This window comes from Flagellimonas sp., from assembly GCF_965222555.1.
In the GTDB taxonomy this organism is placed as follows: Bacteria; Bacteroidota; Bacteroidia; order Flavobacteriales; family Flavobacteriaceae; genus Flagellimonas.
Genome location: NZ_CBDCUG010000005.1, coordinates 1,944,026 through 1,962,393 on the forward strand (window position 1 = coordinate 1,944,026; position 18,368 = coordinate 1,962,393).

An 18,368-nucleotide genomic window follows, 5' to 3' on the forward strand; every position below is an offset into this window, starting at 1 on the left:
GATATGCGATTCTTCAAACTTAAAAACCTTAATTGGAAATACATTCTAGGTGAGATATTGCTACTTTTTGTGGGAATCAACCTTGCTATTTGGTTTAACGATTGGAATGCTTCTAAAGCTGTTCAACAGGATAAAGAGGTAGCCCTGGTCAAAATAAAGGGTGAAATTGAAGCCAATTTGGAAGAATTGGTCCAAAATAGGGAAATCAACCAGCAGATCCCATCTTTTTTTGCTGAAATGGATAGCCTGAACGATGACCATGGAAAGTTGATTTTGAAACCATCCACCATGCAAGATTTTAGGCAAAGGTATCCTAGGTATTTTTCTAGTGTTGATTCCGTGGCCTTGGACGATGGACTTTATGAGTATGATGTCGATGCTTTTGTGAATTTTGAAATCACTGATTTGAGCAGTATTGCTTGGGAAATTGCCAAATCAACGGGAATTTTCCATGAATTCGGATATGATTGCCTCTATGATCTTCAAGGCTTATATTATACCCAGGATTTAGTCAAGGTTGAATTGGATAAAGCTACAGATGCCCTTCGGGCTGGGTCCATGCGCACGCTAGTTCGGGAATTGGCGATTTTAAAGCAATTGGAAGGGCAGTTGGAGGACCAGTATAAAGACATGATTAAGAATATTGATAATTGCAAGTAGTTTTCCGATGAAACTTCAAACCATTGTTCCCATTGAAAAGGCACATAATCCTATTGACTATCAGTCAAAAGTATTGTTGTTGGGCTCTTGTTTTGTGGAGAATATTGGAGATAAATTGGTATATTTTAAGTTTCAAATGACCCAAAATCCCTTTGGGATTCTCTTTCATCCACTTGCCATGGAAAATTTGATTGAAAGAGCCTTGACGAATCGACCCTATCAAAAAGAAGAGGTTTTTGAACACAACGGAATTTGGCATTGTTTCGATGCACATTCGGATATAAGTGCTCCTTCGAAACAGGAACTACTGGATAATTTGAACACTGGGTTGCAAGAAACTAAGAATGCAATAAAGGACGCAACCCATATTGTTCTAACCTTGGGTACGGCATGGACATACAGATACAATTCAACCCAAAAAACTGTAGCGAACTGTCACAAGGTGCCACAAAAGGAATTTTCAAAAGAACTATTATCCGCGGAAACAATTCGATCCAGTCTTAAAAGGACTGTGGGACGTATCCAATCCGTAAACGAAAAAGCACAGGTTGTTTTCACCATTTCCCCAGTACGTCACTTAAAAGATGGGTTTATGGAGAATCAACGAAGCAAGGCCAATTTGATTTCAGCTGCGCATCAAACGATTTCTGACCTTGTACCTCGTACTTCGTATTTCCCTAGTTATGAAATACTAATGGACGAACTACGCGATTATCGTTTTTATGGGAAAGATATGGTACATCCGAATGCATTGGCAGTTGATTATATATGGGAAAAATTCAAATCGGCATGGATTTCTCCAGAAATCTACTCCGTGATGGATGAGGTAGAAGCTGTTCAAAAAGGACTGCAACACAAACCATTTAATCCTAATTCTGAAGCGCATCAAAAATTCAAAACGTCGCTGGGGGAGAAAATTACGTATCTTCAAAAAAGATATCCTTTCATGAAATTCTAATCCATGAAGAAAGTCCTTGTTGGTGCTATCATAGCTTTGGCTTCCGTTTTGATCTACAAATCTTACACAGATTATCGAGAAAAATCCACTGCACTTAAAGAGAGTTCCTTGTTGATTCAGCAGGAGTTAAAAAATGTGTCCAAACTTATTGTGACCGAAGGTCATTTTGTGGAGGTATACAATTATGCGGATTCCAAAGAGCTGTTTGGATCTTTGGTGACGGCAGATAAAAAAGCATTGGTGGTGGTGAATGCCGAGGCGACTATTTCGTATGATCTAAGCAAGGTTGAATATGAGCTCGACGAGGCTGAAAAAACAATTAAAATTTCATCAATTCCCGAACCTGAGGTCAAAATCAACCCGGATTTTGAATACTATGATGTAACGGCGGATTATTTTAACCCATTTAAAGCTGAGGATTATAATGCGATCAAGGAAACTGTAAATGCCTCTCTATTGCAAAAAATTGAAGCGTCTTCGTTAAAATCGAATGCAGAGAATAGGTTGATCAGTGAACTTTCCCGAATCTATGTGCTATCCGATTCCATGGGATGGACTTTGGAATACAATCAAAAAACCATCGATTCTTATGATGGGCTACTCCGCTTGGGTAAAACCAAGCTCGACTAACTCCAAACCATCATCAATCAAATGCCCAACTTTGGGATTATTTTGTTTAACGGCCTCCAAATGTGCTTTGATTTCCTCCTGAAACGCTGAATCATTACCTTTTTTAGCTAGTTCGAAAAGCTCAATGGATAACAGCCAGTCTTCTGGATAGTTTTCTTGTAATTCCTTGAATACCTTATTTCTTGAAGTGGTGGTATTTCTACCTTCCCTAAAATCCCGGATTTGTTGATAGTAGAGTTCCAATTGCTCTCTGAAAGCGTTTTTCTCCTGTTTTATGGTAGTTTCCGAAGGAACATGGGTAATCAGGTTAAAACTGTTCAAATCGGCAGGGCCATTGAATGCCGAAACAACCTCTTGGCCAACGGCCATATGGTAAAGCCCCCAATCGGGCAAAAACAAAATAGTGCCATCATGGGTGACCGTACAATCCTTAAAAGTGATCAGCAATATTTTTCCTTGCAGGTTTCGAGTGCCTGTAATGATGGTTCCTTCAACCTTGACTCCTCCCTCAAATTCAAGGGAAACCTGTTCGCCTTCGTAAATTTTATACGCTTTTAAATCCCGTGGCCCCATATCTTCAATGGCCAAATTGATTCCCTTTAGCTTTCCTATGGGAGATCCAAAACCTTCGGGGTGTTCTAGTATGCTGTGTCCAACCAGTTCTTTTTCACGATACGCCAAAGCCGTGGAGCCAATGGTTCTGATATAAACAGGTTTGCCGTCATGTTCTATAACACTTTGGAAATGCCCTGAGATTTGCAGTCCCGTACTAAGTTCTATACTGCCCAGTGCTTTGGAATCGACCAATTTTTTAATTCCTGTAAGTCCACCGGTGCGCAGGGCCATGGTATTGGCAAAATCTTCCAGTACTTGGCTCAAAAATGCAAAATCGGGAGTGACAAACAACTGCGGTTGGGGTTTGGTGATGTCAAAGGCTTGATGGGCAGCTTCAATGGAATAAGGCAATTTGACCACCTCGTCCTGCATGCACCATTTACTTTCTCCAATGGATGAAAGCAATCCCGCCCCATAAATTTTTGGATTATCTACCGTGCCTATCAATCCATATTCCACTGTCCACCAGTGTAAATTACGAATAAGGGCCATTTCGCTAGGCTTGCCCATATTCTTCTGTAAGTCCTCAATATGTTTTTCGGCTTTGTCAATTTCCTCTGGGGAAGTGCCGTGTGCCTCCTTGATGATAGAAAGGTGTCGAACAGCTTCATAAAGTTCATAATCCTTGGCACTGGAGATGGCCTTGCTGCCAATTTCACCAAATCTTCTAAGATATTCGGCATACTCCGGGTTGGCAATAATAGGGGCATGACCTGCTCCTTCATGGATAATGTCTGGAGCTGGCGTATACTCTATATTTTCCAATTGTCGGATATCCGATGCAATTACCAAGACGTTATACGCTTGAAATTCCATAAATGCTGCGGGAGGAATAAAACCGTCTACGGCAACCGCGGCCCAACCAATTTCCTTCAATATTCGGTTCATGCCGTACATGTTGGGAATATGGTCAATGGAAATTCCAGTCTGCTCCAGTCCATCTACATACGATTGGTGCGCCACTTTGCTTAAATAATCCACATTTTTTCGCATTACATAGCGCCATACCGCCTGATCAATAGCGGAGTACTCCTCATAATTCTGAGGTTTGATAAACTGCTTTAAATGTTTGGGCAGCTTATCCAAAATGGGATTGCTTTCGTATGCAGTGTCTTTCATTGTTATAAATTAAAATCTTCCTATAAATATACTACTGACGGAACAAATGACATGTTAATTTATATATTGAAGGAATAAAGACTTGATATACGTAATATTTTAGGAATATGTGTTAGTTTTGAATTGTTGAAATAAGCAAAACAGGAAAAAGTATGCAAGCACAATTGGACGCCATTGATCGTGAGATTCTAAAAATATTGGAAAAAGATGCCAAGACCGTTGCGAAAAATATTGCTGAACAACTTGGTTTGACCAAGACCCCGGTGTATGAACGTATAAGAAGATTGGAGCAAGAGGGTTTTATCAAGAACTATGCTGCCATCATTGATAAGGAAAAAATTGAAAGCAGTATTACAGTGTTCAGCTTTGTTTCATTAGAAGCCCAAAAAGGGCATCTAATGGATGATTTTTTAAATCAAATGAAGCAATTTCCAGAAGTAACCGAATGTTTTGTGGTTGGAGGGGAGTTTGACTTTCTGTTAAAGGTCATCGTAAAGAATCTGGATGCATACTATAAGTTTGCGAAGACTAAAATTGCATCCCTGCCCAATATCGGAGCCGTGAAAAGTGCTTTTGTTTTAAATGAGGTGAAGAACGAAAATACTTTTCCGCTGTTGTAATTATGGAATATAAAGAGAACGAAGAACCCACTTCACTTTTCCAACTTCGATGAACACTTTCAACTTAGCTGCTTTGGATTCTTCGCTCTATTTTTCTATGTTGTCATTCCCGCGAAACCGGGAATCCAAATGATGGAGCTTCAGTAAAAAGAAATTCCTTTAATTCGCGGCAACCGCTGTGGTAGATGGAGGGTATTCTTTAAGGATATGCGATACAAACTCGCGAATACGCTCCTCTTTCTTTTCAATATTGCTTGTGTTGTTCAGGGTGCCTACTCCACGGCCTTGCCATACCAATTCCTTCTTTTTGGCATCGATTACATCAATGTATAATGATCCTTCGGTACGGGTGCTAACATTGGGCTGATTGTTCCAGCCCCAACCCCATCCAGGTCCCCAGACCCAAGGGTTGTAGAATCCACCCCAGCCCCAGCCAAAGTTGTTGTTGTAAACATCAACACGCTCTCGTTCTTTGGTAAAGATGCTTACCAAAACATCGGGCTGTTGGGATTTAACAAACCCTCTTGAACTCATTTCATTTTCAATGGCCCGTAAGATTCGTTTTTTGTCCAAATCGGAGATTTGGGCTTTATCTATGCCTGTTTTGTAAAAGGCGTAGGATTTATAAGTTTGGAAATCAGCTTTTTTATCATAATCGGAAACTACCCTGACCGAAGTACAGGAAGCCAAAAAAACAACTGCGAGTGCAGCTAAGGATAACAGTTTTAAATTTTTCATAGTAATCTTTTTTGAGTTCAACGAAATCACTAAAAATAAGTCACAAATATTATGCCGAACAGCGCTTTAGCGCCTTGAGTTTGTCTTTTTATCGTAGCCATAAGGACAATGACGGCAACCGCTCTCACAACAATACCCCCTTTTTAGATGGTATTGCTTGGTAAACACTTTATAACCTTCCTCAGAAAGGTAAAAATCGCCCTCTTCCAAGGGAATATATTCCTTCATATAAATAGAAACCAATATAAAATTACAGTATTCCGATGAAAAGCACCAATTGTGGGATTGTTAAGTAATTCACCGAAATTGTTAATGTTATTATCGGATCATTCCAATTTTCTAATATCTTGGCGGTTATCTTTGTAGGAAACCTATGATAGTTTTAGCATGATATTGGTTTTTAAACATTTCTTCTATAAAAACTACGTTGGCCTATCACTTTGGCCATTTATCTTTTTAAAAGAGGATACCCTTAAAAATGATGAAGTGCTCATTAATCATGAACGCATACATCTAAAACAACAGCGAGAATTGTTGATTCTTCCTTTCTATATCCTATACCTTGCTGAATGGATGTTGCGAACTATTCTATATTTGGACAGTTATAGAGCTTACCAAAACATCAGTTTTGAACGTGAGGCCTATGCCAATGAAAAGGATAAGGAGTATCTTGCGCGTAGAAAGTCCTTTGGTTTTTTGGACTACTTGACGCGTTAATCAAACAACTTGCTTGTTCCCAATCAGAAAATAGATTTACCCATTCTTGAAGAAAAAGGAGTAACCCTTTATATCAAAAGAGAGGACACCATCCACCCACATATCTCTGGGAACAAATACCGAAAACTTAAATACAACCTGCTCGAAGCGGAGCGACAGGGCCATGCCACTCTGCTCACTTTTGGTGGTGCCTTTTCCAACCATATTGCCGCAACTGCCTGCGCAGGAAAAGAAAAAGGATTCAAAACCATTGGTGTCATTAGGGGGGAAGAATTAAGGGACAGCTGGCAAGAAAACCCAACATTGAGATTGGCACGCGAACATGGAATGGAGTTTCATTTTGTTTCGCGAAGCGATTATCGAAGGAAAAACGAGAAAACCTTTTTGGACAAACTGGAAGAAGTTTTTGGAAGATGTTATGTCCTTCCCGAAGGGGGAACCAACACTTTGGCAGTAAAAGGTTGTGAAGAAATCTTGACCGAATCCGATACAAAGTTTGATATTGTTTGTAGCTGTGTGGGAACAGGAGGTACCCTATCCGGACTCATCAATTCTGTAAAAGCCCATCAAACCGTTTGGGGTTTCCCTGCCCTAAAAGGTGATTTTCTAAAAGAAGATATCCGTAAATTTGCCCGAAATGAAAATTGGGATTTGATTACTGATTATCATTTTGGAGGCTACGCCAAGGTTGATGTAGGTTTAATTAATTTCATCAACGTCTTTAAAAAAGAAACAGGCATTCCATTGGATCCTGTTTATACCGGAAAAATGCTTTTTGGTATTTTTGACTTGGTAAAAAAGGATACTTTTAAAAAAGGAGCCCAAATTTTAGCCATTCACACAGGAGGGCTGCAGGGCATAGAAGGTATGAACCTTGCATTGAAAAAAAGAAATTTACCGTTGTTGGACGTATGATCAGAAGAATAGGATATGTTTTGGTGCTCGTTTTGGTATTCACGGGCTGTAAATCCAAAAAGAGAACAGTTGCCCATCAACCTAAACCGGTTGTTGAGGTTAAAAAAGACAGGAATCCAAATAGTGGACTTCCGAAGGATGGACCCAATGAATCCGAACTATATCCTTTACCCGCCAACCCTGGCAGGTTTGTAAAATTTCCGATTGCAGACACCCAAGAATATATAGATACTTTTTCTGAAATTGCTAAATATGAAATGCGTGCCTTTGGCATTCCAGCCAGTATAACCTTGGCCCAAGGCATTTTGGAAAGTGGCTCTGGTAAAGGGGAGCTTACCAGAAAGACCAACAATCATTTTGGTATAAAATGCCATACCGGATGGGATGGAGAGTTCGATTTTCATGACGATGACGCCAAAGGAGAGTGCTTTCGAAAGTACAACCACCCCATGTATTCATTCCGTGATCATAGTATTTTCCTGTCGTCTCGTTCACGGTATAAATTCCTGTTCAATTATCGGCGCGATGACTACAAAAAATGGGCTTACGGTTTGCGTCAAGCAGGCTATGCAACCGATAGAAAGTATCCGCAAAAATTGATTGCCCTTATTGATCGGTACAATTTGGACCAGTATGATGAAGAGGTAGTGCGAGGTGGACTGGAAACCGTTCGGGCACCAAAAAAATACGAAGTGTTTACCCATGTGGTGGAACAAGGGGAAACGCTTTATGCCATCTCCCGTAAATATGCCATTTCGGTGGATGAGCTCAAACAAATCAACAACCTTAATACAAATACCATTTCCATTGGGCAGGTGCTCAATATCCGAAAAGAAAAATCAAAATAAACTTGTCAGTTCGAGTGGCATGCAAAGCATGATGTATCGAGAACCGACAAGAGCAGTTAATCATAAGATTCCCGTTTTCACTTCGATTTTGCTTAGTGAACAAGCGGGAATGACACAAGAACATTAAATGATCTACCAACGAAGCAGTGCCTTGTTTGCTGAGGCCAAAAAATACATTCCCGGAGGGGTAAATTCCCCGGTAAGGGCATTCAAAGCCGTAGGGGGCGACCCCATTTTTGTAAAAGAAGCCAAAGGAGCATATCTGTATGATGAGGACGGCAACCATCTCATCGATTATATCGCTTCGTGGGGACCACTGATTTTAGGTCATGCCCATGAGCCTGTGATCAATGCGGTAGTGGAAAAGGCAAAAAAAGGAACTTCCTTCGGAATGCCCACAGAAATTGAGACCGAATTGGCCCAACTGGCCGTTTCCATGGTGCCCAATATTGATAAAATCCGTTTTGTAAACAGCGGAACAGAAGCCTGCATGAGTGCGGTGCGATTGGCTCGGGGTTATACCGGAAAAGATAAGATTATCAAGTTTGCCGGCTGCTACCACGGTCATTCCGATTCATTTTTGATTCAGGCGGGGAGTGGGGCAGTAACCTTTGGAAGTCCCAATAGTCCTGGGGTGACCCAAGGCACTGCAAAAGACACCCTTTTGGCCAATTATAACGATTTGGAAAGTGTAAAGGCTTTGGCGGAGGCCAATAGAGGTGAGATTGCTGCCTTGATTCTGGAACCTGTGGCCGGAAATATGGGCTGTATCATTCCAACCGATGAATTTATCCAAGGTTTACGGGACATTTGCACCCAAGAAGGTATTTTATTGTTGTTTGATGAGGTGATGACCGGATTCCGTTTGGGCAAAGGAGGGGCACAGGAAGCTTTGGGCATTGATGCCGATATTGTGATGTTCGGCAAAGTGATTGGGGGCGGACTCCCCGTAGGGGCTTTTGCCGCGCGAGCCGAAATTATGGCTCATTTAGCACCTGAAGGACCCGTTTATCAAGCGGGAACCTTAAGTGGAAATCCTTTGGCCATGGGCGCTGGATTGGCCATGCTTACCGAACTCAACAACAGACCTGAGGTATTTAGCAGTCTGGCCGAAAAAACAGAATACTTGCACAAGGGCATTGCTGGAGTATTGATTGAAAAAGGGGTGACGCATCAAATTAACCGTTATGGGAGTATGATTTCGGTGCATTTTTGCGAAGAACCTGTAGTGGATTTTGCTTCTTCGGCCAAAGGCAACAACGATACCTTTAAAAAATACTTTCATGGGATGTTGGAGCAGGGAGTGTATTTACCACCATCTGCTTTTGAAAGCTACTTTTTGAACGATGCCCTTAGCTATGCTGATTTGGACAAGACCATAGAGGCGGTAAAGACTATATTTTAATTCTTAAAACAACTCCTTCCCTTAGTCAAGGCCGTCACACTGAACTTGTTTCAGGGTCGCATAAATATTGAAATTGAATGGGAATGGGATGCCGAAATAAATTCGGCATGACGAATTGCAATCAGGATTCAACCAAAGCTGGAGGGGGCAAAACCACAACTAACGGCATTTGTCATTTTGAGCAAAGCGAAAAATCTAAATCCAACAGCACATGGGATTCTTCATTCGCTAAGCTCACTTCAGAATGACAAAAAGGAAGTTTCCACCCTTTCCACTGTTACTTCGTAATACCATCTTTCCATACCAAGGGAATGGAACATAATTACCCACAAAGCTCCTTGAGGAGGGAATAACCTTTACCCAACTTTGTACTTCTAATTTCATACTTCCCCCTCAAATAATCCAGAAATCTAACAATTCAACAACCCAAATCTTCATCCATCAACTCAAAAGGGTCATCCGTCAATTGGTGGCACAGCAGGTCATTGACCCAAAGTAAATTTGGCCTTAACGGGCCTTAACGGGCCTTAACGGGCCTTAACGGGCCTTAACGGGCCTTACGGCCATAATATGAACTTAAAATTATGGTTATGAAAAATCACCAACAATTCAAGAAACCAATTTACGGGGTACTGCTCATTTGCATGTCCCTTACAGTGCCATTTGCGTGTAGCAAGGAAGACAATTGCGAAACCAAGACCTATTATTTGGATGCCGATGACGATGAGTATGGTACCGATGCCACCACTGAGACTGCCTGTACCAAACCCGAGGGCAACTATGTATTGGTGGGCGGCGACACAGAGGATGACAATCCTAATATCAACCCTGGCTGTACCAAGGTGTTCTATGAGGACAAGGACAATGATGGTTACGGTGTTGATAATGACAATAAGGTTGTGGCCTGTGAAAACCCTGACTCGGAAAAATATACCGAACTGAGCAGTCCTTTTGATTGTGATGACGGTAATCCTGACATTAACCCTAAAACGGTTACTTATTATTTTGACAGTGATAGAGACACCTACGGAGACCCCAACGTACCCTTGGAGGTAAGCTCCTGTAATGATGCACCGGTAGGATACGTGCTGAACAATGAGGATTGCAATGATGAAAATGAGAATATTTACCCCAATGCGGCGGACATTACCTATTATGCGGATGAAGACGAAGATGGTTATGGTAGCGAAATATCGGAGACGAAACTTGCCTGTGACCCTGAACCGGACTATACCTTTGCTCTACAGGGTGGGGACTGTGATGACAAGGACGACAATATTAACCCAGGTGTAAGCAATGAAGATGACTACCCCTATGACGGTATTGATAGTAATTGTGATGGCACCCCTGAGGTCACCAATGTGTGGTTTGGGGCACCCCTAAATTTTTTCAAGCCAGGCCATGTAAATTGGGCAGATGACCCTCAATACCAAGACCAGATTACAGAGAACATTGCTCTTGCCCGGCCAAACGATGGAACTGATAAATGGATTACCAATATTCAATGGTGGGTAGGTAACTTTGGACAGGTTCCGGATGCTTTGGACCTATCATGGGAATATCAAGATGATTTGGATGAAACCCCAACTACCACGGATGTAGGCAATGCATTGCCCAGTGGTGGACCCCAAGGGCTACGATGGGCCATTCTGGAAAAAGAGGGAGATACCCAGGCCTGGGAAGATTTTGATGATTATGGCATATTGGGTGACCCTACCAATTTTTTCAGTCTGAATAATATCGTCTCCATTTGTGCGATTTTGGATACAGATGATGGGTATTTTGGAGTAAACAGCCCCTTTTATGTCGATACCGATTCTTTCATAGGCGGGATAGAGACGGAATATTCATATTTAATTGGTAAAACCTTGGGAGTATGGATTATAGAGGAGGACATCTACTTTACCCTTACTTTTACCAACCTTGATTCCAATGGAGGTGTAATGGGCTATACCCGCTCCACACCTAACAATTAAGTTTTTCATAGGTTAATATAAAATGAAATCCCCGATGCCATGCTTCGGGGATTCTTATTTCGCTCCTATATAGGGAGGGGATAAGCCAGAATGAGGGTTTAGGTGAGAGACCACTGCCCGGCCCCTTTATTTTAGATAAGTGAGGTTTTTTATTTCCTACTCTGTAATCCGTTGCTTGCTGTTGGTTAAATAATGTTAAAATTTTACCGAACGTTTGGTAAAATTGAAATTCTTGTTACATTTGTCCCATGAGAATGGCAAAAGTATCAGATATAGAAATTTTAAACGGGCTCATGTCCGTGTTTCGCTCCAAGGGGTATGATGGGGCCAGCCTTAATGAGTTGGCAGAGGCCACAGGTTTAAAAAAGGCCAGTCTGTACCATCGCTTTCCCGGAGGGAAAAAGGAAATGACCGCTGCCGTCCTCGACTTTATGGAATCGTGGATCAATGATAAGGTCTATAAAGTGTTATCCGATAATCAAGTAGCTCCAGTACAACGTTTACAAGATGCTTTAAAAAACATTAATGCGGTGTATAACGAAGGGCGGGAGGTTTGTTTGTACCGTTCCCTTTCCATGGATACTGGAATGGCCCTTTTTGGTGAAAAGATTGAAAAGGGAATCAATCAATGGTTGGAGTCGTTCAGCATTTTGGGAAAAGCTGTTGGGCAAGATACGGAGACTGCCATGCAAATGGCGAAGCAAAGCTTTATTGAGGTACAGGGTAGTTTGGTGCTTTCCAAAGCCATGGATAGCACGGAGCCTTTTCAGAATGCCATAAAACAAATTGAAAACCGATACAAAACTTAAAAAAATTTGAACATTAATGTTACCGAACGTTCGGTAAAAAATAATAATAACAATTAAATTAAAAACAATGAAAACTAGAAAAACAATTGTAACACTTTTTACTTTGGCGGTATTGGTCGCCTCGAACCTTAACGGACAAAACAAAAGATCCGTAGCAAAACAAGATTATCCAACCACTTACCATACCGCAAAAGTATCCGGATTGGATATTTTTTACCGCGAAGCGGGTCCCAAAGACGCTCCCACCTTACTTTTATTGCATGGTTATCCCACTTCTTCGCATATGTTCCGCAATTTGATGGAGGACCTGTCTTCCAAATACCATTTAATTGCACCGGATTACCCAGGTTATGGACGTAGCTCGCAACCTCCAATGGCAGAGTTCGATTATACCTTTGACAATTTTGCGGAGATCATTGATGCGCTTTTGGTACAACTTAAAGTAAATCGCTATAGCCTTTACTTGATGGATTATGGTGCGCCGGTAGGGTACAGAATCTTTGAAAAGCATCCTGAGCGAGTGGAATCGTTCATTGTACAAAATGGAAATGCCTATGATGAAGGTTTGGTAGATTTCTGGATTCCCCTTAAAAAGTATTGGAACGATTACACCGTTGAAAATGGAAAACCTTTGGAAGGATTTCACGCTGTGGATGGCCTAAAATGGCAATATCTGCATGGCGTGCAGGACAGCACCAAAGTAAGTCCGGACAACTGGAACATTGACCTTCAACATTTGACCCGTCCGGAAAACAATGAGATCCAATTGGCCATGTTCTACGATTACCGTACCAATGTGGATAGATATCCCGGATGGCAAAAATTGTTCAGGGAGTATCAGGTGCCTACCTTGATCGTATGGGGAAAGAACGACTATATTTTTCCACCTGCTGGGGCACATCCGTATAAAAGGGATCTAAAGAATGTGGAATTCCATTTGTTGAACACAGGTCACTTTGCCTTGGAGGAAAAAGGAGAAGAGATTGCCAACTACATTGACAATTTTTTGAAAAAGAACAAGATTCAGTAATTAGGTTCGCTGCCCGTAGCACATTTTTTTCATGATGCTGCGGGTAGTGTTTTTAATGTTTTTACGACTTAACCGCAATTACAAATTAGAATAACATATCATGAAAAAAGAAGAAATAAAATTACCGGTACCTCCCTTTACGTTGGAGACAGCCAAACAAAAGATTCAACTGGCCGAAGATGCTTGGAACAGTCAAGACCCAATTAAAGTTTCCAAGGCCTATACAGTGGACAGTGAGTGGAGAAATCGTTCGCAGTTTGTTAATGGAAGGGAAGAAATCCAGTCGTTTTTGGAAAACAAATGGCAAAACGAACGCAATTATAAGCTGAAAAAGGAATATTGGGCCCATGGTGATGATCGTATCGCGGTTCGGTTTGAATATGAATACCAAACGAAGGATGGAGATTGGTTTCGTGCCCATGGCAACGAGAATTGGGAGTTCGATTCAAAGGGTTTGATGAAAAAGCGCTATGCGAGTATCAATGATGTACCCATAAAAGAGGAAGAACGGAAGTTGTAGAAATTATGGGAATAGAAAATGGGGCCCAGGCCCCATTTTCATTTAAACAAACTAAAACTAACCAACCCGACCAGACTAAATAGGTTTAATCCAAACCAAGTGTTTCCATTTTTTGTGTTCTTTTAGCACAAGGGCGATGTTAATGGCAAAAAGTCCGCCCGTTTGCAGTAATTCATTGATTTCATCGGCCTCCAAAAAAAGATGGAACAAAAAAATGTGCAGGGTAATGGGCAACAAAAAAATGGCTCCAATAAAACCACTTCCCTGTAGTAATACCAGCAATCCAAAAAGTAGTTCGGCTATGCCTAAAACCTGCCAAAAGTATCCTGTCTGTTTTGCTCCGCTGATGTACAATATCTTTTGAAGTGTACTTTCTTTTTCGGGAGCCTTGAACTTTTCTGCTTTTTCCACAACCTCAATGGGAGAGGGGATGGGTTTTTGGAACTTTTGGATTCCTCCGTAAACCATCATTCCACCCAAAATCAAGCGTAAAACAATAAATAGAATATTTATTTTCATCTTATTGGGTCAAAGTGGTTTCACCTGCATTGGGATTGTACACATAGTTAAAAGTGTAGAAACGATATTCATCAGTCATAAAATTGGGCTCTGCAGGAGCATCTTTATAATAGCTCACAATCTCCATTTTAGCATATTTTCCATCATGGGTGCGAATTACAAAAACCTTCCCGGGGATGGGTGCTATAATATGGGTGGCAGGGTTGTAACTGTACCATCCGTTGTTACTTCCCGTAGGTATGGCAAAGGCACCATCGGCATCTTGGGTAAATGAAAATTCCTTGGTATCAGTAATACTTGCAAAAGTTCCCGATTGGATAGAGATTCCCCCATTTCCGTTTCGGGTTGGCTCGTCATTTGTGCCAGTTGCGGTTCCACCGTTTACTACAATAGATGTGCCCCTAAAGGCAATATCCCAGTCGGTATCGCTTGTGGTCACTTCACCTGTTGCAAAACTGAATTTCGTATACGGCCCTCCCGCAGGCTCTCCCTGTTCTCCGGTCTGTGGTGCAGGAATATTGGAGGCTGTCTTACTTTGAACAGGAACCAGATTTGGGCCGTCATCATCGCTACAGCTTACAAAGGCGATAAAAAAGAACAAAAGACTAAAAAGTTTTAAAGTGGTTTTCATGTGTATGTATAAATTAAAATTGAATATTAAGTTTTGTGAACAGTTGAAGTCCAGGATTGATAAGGATCTTACTATCCTGAGCGGCCAAGGGATTGTTGCCTTTGAAATCCAACAGGTTGTTGGCTCCTAATTGCAATTGGTAATGTTTAAACAAGGTTTTTCCGAAGGCCAGGTTTACCAGCGCATAGCCATCAACAAAAGAATCGTCAAAATCATCCAACAGGCCATTGCCATTGCGATCGGTAAGGCCAAACTTGCTTCTGTAGGTTATTCTAAGATTGGCATTGGCCTCCCATTTTGGAATGTCATAAAATACTTTAAAATTGAGGGTGTGCCTAGAGCGGTTTTCCAATCCAAAGTAGTCTGATTTTTCCAACTGGATAGTTGATAAAGTTTCGGGGTCACGGGCAAACACTTCACCATTTTCAATGTCTTCCTCTTTGTTTTTGTCATACGCATACAAAAGTTGATACCCAGCTGAAAAATTAAGTTGATTGGAAGGTCTGTACTTGAGGTCAATTTCCAAACCTTGGGTATACACACTTTCCCTATTGATGTAGCCAAATACATTTTGTCCATTGGTCTTGGCGGCCAAGATTCTGGTGTCGATAAGGTTTTTAAAGTCGTTTCGGAAAAAATTAAGTTCTGAGGACAGTTTTCCTTTTTTGTAGACAATTCCAAGATTGTAGCCAACGGAGCTCTCCGCATCCAATTTTTTTCCTAAGTCTGAAGCATCAACCTGAAGGGTTGCAATTTCATTATTGTTTTGAAGTCGTTGTATGCCTTCGGCTTCCACGTCCTTTCCAAATACAGAGTACCCGCCCCCAGCGGCATTGGTGAAGTCAAGATATAGCTGTCTAAAATCAGGAGCTTTAAAACCACTTCCCACTGAAGCTTTGATGGCCAGATTTTCTGTGAGTTCGTAACGAGCAGATATTTTAGGACTCAGCTGTGAATTATATTCACTGTGATTATCAAAACGGGCACCAGCGATCAGATTGAGCTTTTCCAAAGGTTTAAAATCGTACTGGGCAAACACATATTGGGAATCAAAGGATACTTTTTCTGCAAAAAGGGAGCGATCGAGGGTTTCAAAATTGTAACCACCTCCCGCAGTTAGGGTGTTGTTGGGGTTGATGGCATAATTGAAACGGATTTCAGGTCGAAAGAGCTTCTGGTCAAAATCATTTTCAATGAGCAGGTTATTGTTGGCCGGATCAATTGTATTTTCATTGGTTATGTAATTGGTAAAGTAAAGCTCGTACTGTAAGTTGATTTTTTTGGAGGGATTATGATTGATCCTGAGTTGAATGTTGGCATCCTTTTCTTCGCTGGTACTGGGAGCAATGTCAAACTCCTGGAAGAAATAGCGTCCAGAGGCATAAACATCCAATTGATCGGAATGGTCGTAAAACAATCGACCATTAAAGGTGTAATTAAAAAATGGGTTTACGGTTTTGCCTTCTTGGCTCGGTGATAGATCATACCCATCTGTGCTCAACCGGTCTGCAAAAAAGGAATATCCAATTTTATTGGCCCATTGATTAAGGCTGATGTTGGTGTTCTGATGGTTAAAGGAGGCCGTTCTATGCGATATTTGACCTCGGATTTTATCGGAAACCGGTTTTTCGGTGATAATATTGATGACCCCACCCAATGCCTCGGAGCCAAAAAGGCTGGAAGAAGGCCCTTTGACCACCTCAATTTGTTTAATGTTGCCTATGGCAAAGCGACTGAGGTCAAGGTTTCCAGAACTTCTGCCTACCACGGGCACACCATCTATCAGTACTAAGATATAATCTGATGCAACACCTTGAATTTGTACACCTTCACCACCACCAACAGTGGCATCCGGGGTCATGATGATTCCGGTTTGTTCATTCAGTATTTCATTTAGGCGGGTTACCCCCGTCTGTTGCAGTTGCTTTTTGGAAATCAAGGTTACCGGTAAGGGTAGGGAAGAAAGTTGACGAACGGTACGTGTGGCCGTTACGATCACTTCATCCAAGCTTTCCATTAGAATAGAATCATTACGCTTTTTAAAAGATTCTTGAGCTGCACAGAAAAGACTAAGGAGGAAAAAATAAATGAAGAAACCGTTTTTATTTAGAATCATTCTAATTAGATTTGCGGCAAATATATATTTATTTTTATTTAATCTAAATAAGAACAACATTAAATTTTCAATTTTTTTAATTCCAAAAAACAAGACGTTTACGATGAAACAACTTTCAATTTTTACTGTATTATGTTTAGCGTTTGCATTGCAATCCAATGCTCAGAGCAAGAAGAAAAAGGACCACCAGGCCATAAAAAGCATGTGTGGGTGCTATGAGGTAGGCTTCAACTTTGCCGAAACTTTTGAATATTCGGAGGATGAAAGCTATGTTCCTTCCAAAGTGAAGCATGACAAAGCATTGGAATGGGTACAATTGGTGTCCGATGAGAAGGACAAAATAGTGATGCAACATCTGTTAGTGGTGGGAAAACAAGATTCGCCGCGAGTCATAAAACATTGGAGACAGGATTGGCTATTTGAGAATACCGATCTATATACCTATAATGCTGATAATGTTTGGAACTATGTTTCGCTTCCAAAAGAGCGTGTGAAAGGACAGTGGACGCAAAAAGTATATCAGGTAGATGATAGTCCTCGTTATGAGGGATCCGCGACCTGGATTCATGAAAATGGACAAAGTTATTGGGAAAATGCGGCTGACGCACCACTACCGAGAAGGGAATATACCAAAAGAAGTGATTATAACCTGACCCTTAGAAACAATAGACATGTTGTAACTGCAGAAGGATGGGTTCATGACCAGGACAATAAAAAAATCATTAGAAAAGAAGGAGCCACCGATGTGGTTTTGGCCGAGGAAAAGGGATTCAATACCTATAAAAAGGTTTCTGACAGCAGATGTTTAGTAGCCCAAAACTGGTGGAAAGAACATGGAGCAAATTGGGCCAAGGTTCGAACGAAGTGGGACAACGTCTTTGCACAAAAACAGAATTTAAAACTCAATGCCAAAGTTGATGGTATGCCGCTTTATGCCCATCTTTTTTCAGAGGATTTTGACAGCTCAGAGGATAATATTGCCAAGACCATTGATGCATTTATTTCAAAATAGGCTTGGTGATTGGTTAGTTTGAATGAAAAGTCACCCTTTTAGGGTGGCTTTTTTATTCTTGGTATTCCTTTTCCACCAACCGCTTGGAAATCCACCAATAATTACCAGCAGGGTCAATGATTCCTCCTTGTCTATCTTCATAGTCCATATCCATAGGGTCAAAACTTTTTTGGGCGCCATTGTCCAAGGCATTTTGATAGACATGGTCTACATCGTCTACAAATAAGTAAAACGATGTTCTCATATTTTCAAACTCTCCTCTTGCCTGACTGACCATAAAACAACTGTCCCCAATTTTAATGATTACGTTGGCTATCTCACCTGTTTTATCATTGATGGTTCTATTTAATTCTTCAGCATAAAAAGCTTTTTTAAGAAAATCTATTTCCTCTTCAGGATTGGCCACGAACAAATAGGCATTTACCGTATGGAAGCCTTGAGGTTTAAAGGTGTCGAATATTGTTTTCATAGGACAAGAATTAAGTGTATGTTATAATTATATCAAATTAGGTAATTTTAATAGGTACAAT

Annotated in this window: 20 protein-coding genes; 13 read left to right on the plus strand and 7 right to left on the minus strand. The window is 41.0% G+C overall.

The window, feature by feature from the left end; all coding sequences use genetic code 11:
* Positions 1 to 3 precede the first annotated feature (3 nt).
* The 3 genes from ACOQO1_RS17085 to ACOQO1_RS17095 are packed head-to-tail and all read left to right on the plus strand — an operon-like array spanning position 4 to position 2,248.
* Complete coding sequence (locus ACOQO1_RS17085) at positions 4 to 660, plus strand: hypothetical protein (RefSeq protein WP_420604096.1); 657 nt, start codon at positions 4 to 6, stop codon at positions 658 to 660.
* 7 nt (positions 661 to 667) lie between these two features.
* A complete protein-coding gene (locus tag ACOQO1_RS17090) occupies positions 668 to 1,618 on the plus strand; it encodes a GSCFA domain-containing protein (protein WP_420604097.1) in 951 nt (316 codons plus the stop codon).
* A gap of 3 nt (positions 1,619 to 1,621) precedes the next feature.
* Positions 1,622 to 2,248: a DUF4230 domain-containing protein gene (locus ACOQO1_RS17095; RefSeq protein ID WP_420604098.1), complete on the plus strand. Its 627-nt coding sequence runs from the start codon at positions 1,622 to 1,624 to the stop codon at positions 2,246 to 2,248.
* On the opposite strand, the gene ACOQO1_RS17100 is transcribed toward ACOQO1_RS17095, so the two are convergent.
* Entirely contained in the window at positions 2,216 to 3,982 is a 1,767-nt protein-coding gene (locus ACOQO1_RS17100; RefSeq protein WP_420604099.1) for an aromatic amino acid hydroxylase, read from the minus strand. The genes ACOQO1_RS17095 and ACOQO1_RS17100 overlap by 33 nt on opposite strands.
* A 152-nt stretch (positions 3,983 to 4,134) precedes the next feature.
* Here ACOQO1_RS17100 and ACOQO1_RS17105 point away from each other — a divergent pair, with 152 nt between their 5' ends.
* Positions 4,135 to 4,602: an Lrp/AsnC family transcriptional regulator gene (locus ACOQO1_RS17105; protein ID WP_420604100.1), complete on the plus strand. Its 468-nt coding sequence runs from the start codon at positions 4,135 to 4,137 to the stop codon at positions 4,600 to 4,602.
* 159 nt (positions 4,603 to 4,761) lie between these two features.
* Here ACOQO1_RS17105 and ACOQO1_RS17110 read toward each other — a convergent pair whose 3' ends face one another.
* Positions 4,762 to 5,340, minus strand: a complete 579-nt coding sequence (locus ACOQO1_RS17110) for a DUF4136 domain-containing protein (RefSeq protein WP_420604101.1) — start codon at positions 5,338 to 5,340, stop codon at positions 4,762 to 4,764.
* Between the two features lie 66 nt (positions 5,341 to 5,406).
* Complete coding sequence (locus ACOQO1_RS17115) at positions 5,407 to 5,568, minus strand: DUF5522 domain-containing protein (RefSeq protein ID WP_420604102.1); 162 nt, start codon at positions 5,566 to 5,568, stop codon at positions 5,407 to 5,409.
* A 159-nt stretch (positions 5,569 to 5,727) separates the two neighbouring features.
* Here ACOQO1_RS17115 and ACOQO1_RS17120 point away from each other — a divergent pair, with 159 nt between their 5' ends.
* From ACOQO1_RS17120 to ACOQO1_RS17155, 8 genes are all read left to right on the plus strand, one after another.
* Positions 5,728 to 6,057: a hypothetical protein gene (locus ACOQO1_RS17120; RefSeq protein WP_420604103.1), complete on the plus strand. Its 330-nt coding sequence runs from the start codon at positions 5,728 to 5,730 to the stop codon at positions 6,055 to 6,057.
* 9 nt (positions 6,058 to 6,066) lie between these two features.
* Entirely contained in the window at positions 6,067 to 6,972 is a 906-nt protein-coding gene (locus ACOQO1_RS17125) for a 1-aminocyclopropane-1-carboxylate deaminase/D-cysteine desulfhydrase (RefSeq protein WP_420604104.1), read from the plus strand.
* A complete protein-coding gene (locus ACOQO1_RS17130; RefSeq protein ID WP_420604105.1) occupies positions 6,969 to 7,820 on the plus strand; it encodes a glucosaminidase domain-containing protein in 852 nt (283 codons plus the stop codon). The genes ACOQO1_RS17125 and ACOQO1_RS17130 overlap by 4 nt, the downstream gene beginning before the upstream one ends.
* Before the next feature lie 127 nt (positions 7,821 to 7,947).
* Positions 7,948 to 9,225, plus strand: coding sequence for a glutamate-1-semialdehyde 2,1-aminomutase (hemL, locus tag ACOQO1_RS17135; protein ID WP_420604106.1), 1,278 nt, complete (start codon positions 7,948 to 7,950; stop codon positions 9,223 to 9,225).
* A 590-nt stretch (positions 9,226 to 9,815) separates the two neighbouring features.
* Positions 9,816 to 11,201 (plus strand): MopE-related protein, encoded by a 1,386-nt coding sequence (locus ACOQO1_RS17140; protein ID WP_420604107.1) that lies wholly within the window; start codon positions 9,816 to 9,818, stop codon positions 11,199 to 11,201.
* Positions 11,202 to 11,455: 254 nt separating this feature from the next.
* The gene (locus ACOQO1_RS17145; protein ID WP_420604108.1) at positions 11,456 to 12,010 is read left to right on the plus strand and encodes a TetR/AcrR family transcriptional regulator; all 555 of its coding nucleotides are present in this window, start codon (positions 11,456 to 11,458) and stop codon (positions 12,008 to 12,010) included.
* A 67-nt stretch (positions 12,011 to 12,077) separates the two neighbouring features.
* Positions 12,078 to 13,040 carry an alpha/beta fold hydrolase gene (locus ACOQO1_RS17150; RefSeq protein ID WP_420604109.1) on the plus strand — a complete coding sequence of 321 codons (963 nt, stop codon included), beginning with the start codon at positions 12,078 to 12,080 and terminating at the stop codon, positions 13,038 to 13,040.
* Between the two features lie 100 nt (positions 13,041 to 13,140).
* On the plus strand, positions 13,141 to 13,560 hold the full coding sequence (locus tag ACOQO1_RS17155) for a DUF1348 family protein (protein ID WP_420604110.1): 420 nt from the start codon (positions 13,141 to 13,143) through the stop codon (positions 13,558 to 13,560).
* A 75-nt stretch (positions 13,561 to 13,635) separates the two neighbouring features.
* Here the strand turns inward: ACOQO1_RS17155 and ACOQO1_RS17160 are convergent, their stop codons facing one another.
* Genes ACOQO1_RS17160 through ACOQO1_RS17170 form a run of 3 tightly spaced genes read right to left on the minus strand, consistent with a single transcriptional unit; the run spans position 13,636 to position 16,826 of the window.
* A complete protein-coding gene (locus tag ACOQO1_RS17160; RefSeq protein WP_420604111.1) occupies positions 13,636 to 14,079 on the minus strand; it encodes a DoxX family membrane protein in 444 nt (147 codons plus the stop codon).
* A gap of 1 nt (position 14,080) precedes the next feature.
* Complete coding sequence (locus ACOQO1_RS17165; RefSeq protein ID WP_420604112.1) at positions 14,081 to 14,710, minus strand: HmuY family protein; 630 nt, start codon at positions 14,708 to 14,710, stop codon at positions 14,081 to 14,083.
* A 13-nt stretch (positions 14,711 to 14,723) separates the two neighbouring features.
* The gene (locus tag ACOQO1_RS17170) at positions 14,724 to 16,826 is read right to left on the minus strand and encodes a TonB-dependent receptor plug domain-containing protein (RefSeq protein ID WP_420604113.1); all 2,103 of its coding nucleotides are present in this window, start codon (positions 16,824 to 16,826) and stop codon (positions 14,724 to 14,726) included.
* A 103-nt stretch (positions 16,827 to 16,929) separates the two neighbouring features.
* On the opposite strand from ACOQO1_RS17170, the gene ACOQO1_RS17175 reads away from it, so the two are divergent.
* Positions 16,930 to 17,838, plus strand: a complete 909-nt coding sequence (locus tag ACOQO1_RS17175; protein WP_420604114.1) for a DUF6607 family protein — start codon at positions 16,930 to 16,932, stop codon at positions 17,836 to 17,838.
* 52 nt (positions 17,839 to 17,890) lie between these two features.
* Here the strand turns inward: ACOQO1_RS17175 and ACOQO1_RS17180 are convergent, their stop codons facing one another.
* Positions 17,891 to 18,307: a VOC family protein gene (locus tag ACOQO1_RS17180; RefSeq protein WP_420604115.1), complete on the minus strand. Its 417-nt coding sequence runs from the start codon at positions 18,305 to 18,307 to the stop codon at positions 17,891 to 17,893.
* Between the last annotated feature and the right edge of the window lie 61 nt (positions 18,308 to 18,368).

Coding starts and splice junctions, on each gene's coding strand:
- ACOQO1_RS17180 (WP_420604115.1), bottom strand. CDS start 18,307: ATGAAAACAATATTCGACACCTTTAAACCTCAAGGCTTCCATACGGTA.
- ACOQO1_RS17095 (WP_420604098.1), top strand. CDS start 1,622: ATGAAGAAAGTCCTTGTTGGTGCTATCATAGCTTTGGCTTCCGTTTTG.
- ACOQO1_RS17110 (WP_420604101.1), bottom strand. CDS start 5,340: ATGAAAAATTTAAAACTGTTATCCTTAGCTGCACTCGCAGTTGTTTTT.
- ACOQO1_RS17130 (WP_420604105.1), top strand. CDS start 6,969: ATGATCAGAAGAATAGGATATGTTTTGGTGCTCGTTTTGGTATTCACG.
- ACOQO1_RS17170 (WP_420604113.1), bottom strand. CDS start 16,826: ATGATTCTAAATAAAAACGGTTTCTTCATTTATTTTTTCCTCCTTAGT.
- ACOQO1_RS17145 (WP_420604108.1), top strand. CDS start 11,456: ATGGCAAAAGTATCAGATATAGAAATTTTAAACGGGCTCATGTCCGTG.
- ACOQO1_RS17175 (WP_420604114.1), top strand. CDS start 16,930: ATGAAACAACTTTCAATTTTTACTGTATTATGTTTAGCGTTTGCATTG.
- ACOQO1_RS17115 (WP_420604102.1), bottom strand. CDS start 5,568: ATGAAGGAATATATTCCCTTGGAAGAGGGCGATTTTTACCTTTCTGAG.
- ACOQO1_RS17150 (WP_420604109.1), top strand. CDS start 12,078: ATGAAAACTAGAAAAACAATTGTAACACTTTTTACTTTGGCGGTATTG.
- ACOQO1_RS17120 (WP_420604103.1), top strand. CDS start 5,728: ATGATATTGGTTTTTAAACATTTCTTCTATAAAAACTACGTTGGCCTA.
- ACOQO1_RS17100 (WP_420604099.1), bottom strand. CDS start 3,982: ATGAAAGACACTGCATACGAAAGCAATCCCATTTTGGATAAGCTGCCC.
- ACOQO1_RS17155 (WP_420604110.1), top strand. CDS start 13,141: ATGAAAAAAGAAGAAATAAAATTACCGGTACCTCCCTTTACGTTGGAG.
- hemL (WP_420604106.1), top strand. CDS start 7,948: ATGATCTACCAACGAAGCAGTGCCTTGTTTGCTGAGGCCAAAAAATAC.
- ACOQO1_RS17165 (WP_420604112.1), bottom strand. CDS start 14,710: ATGAAAACCACTTTAAAACTTTTTAGTCTTTTGTTCTTTTTTATCGCC.
- ACOQO1_RS17090 (WP_420604097.1), top strand. CDS start 668: ATGAAACTTCAAACCATTGTTCCCATTGAAAAGGCACATAATCCTATT.
- ACOQO1_RS17160 (WP_420604111.1), bottom strand. CDS start 14,079: ATGAAAATAAATATTCTATTTATTGTTTTACGCTTGATTTTGGGTGGA.
- ACOQO1_RS17105 (WP_420604100.1), top strand. CDS start 4,135: ATGCAAGCACAATTGGACGCCATTGATCGTGAGATTCTAAAAATATTG.
- ACOQO1_RS17085 (WP_420604096.1), top strand. CDS start 4: ATGCGATTCTTCAAACTTAAAAACCTTAATTGGAAATACATTCTAGGT.
- ACOQO1_RS17140 (WP_420604107.1), top strand. CDS start 9,816: ATGAAAAATCACCAACAATTCAAGAAACCAATTTACGGGGTACTGCTC.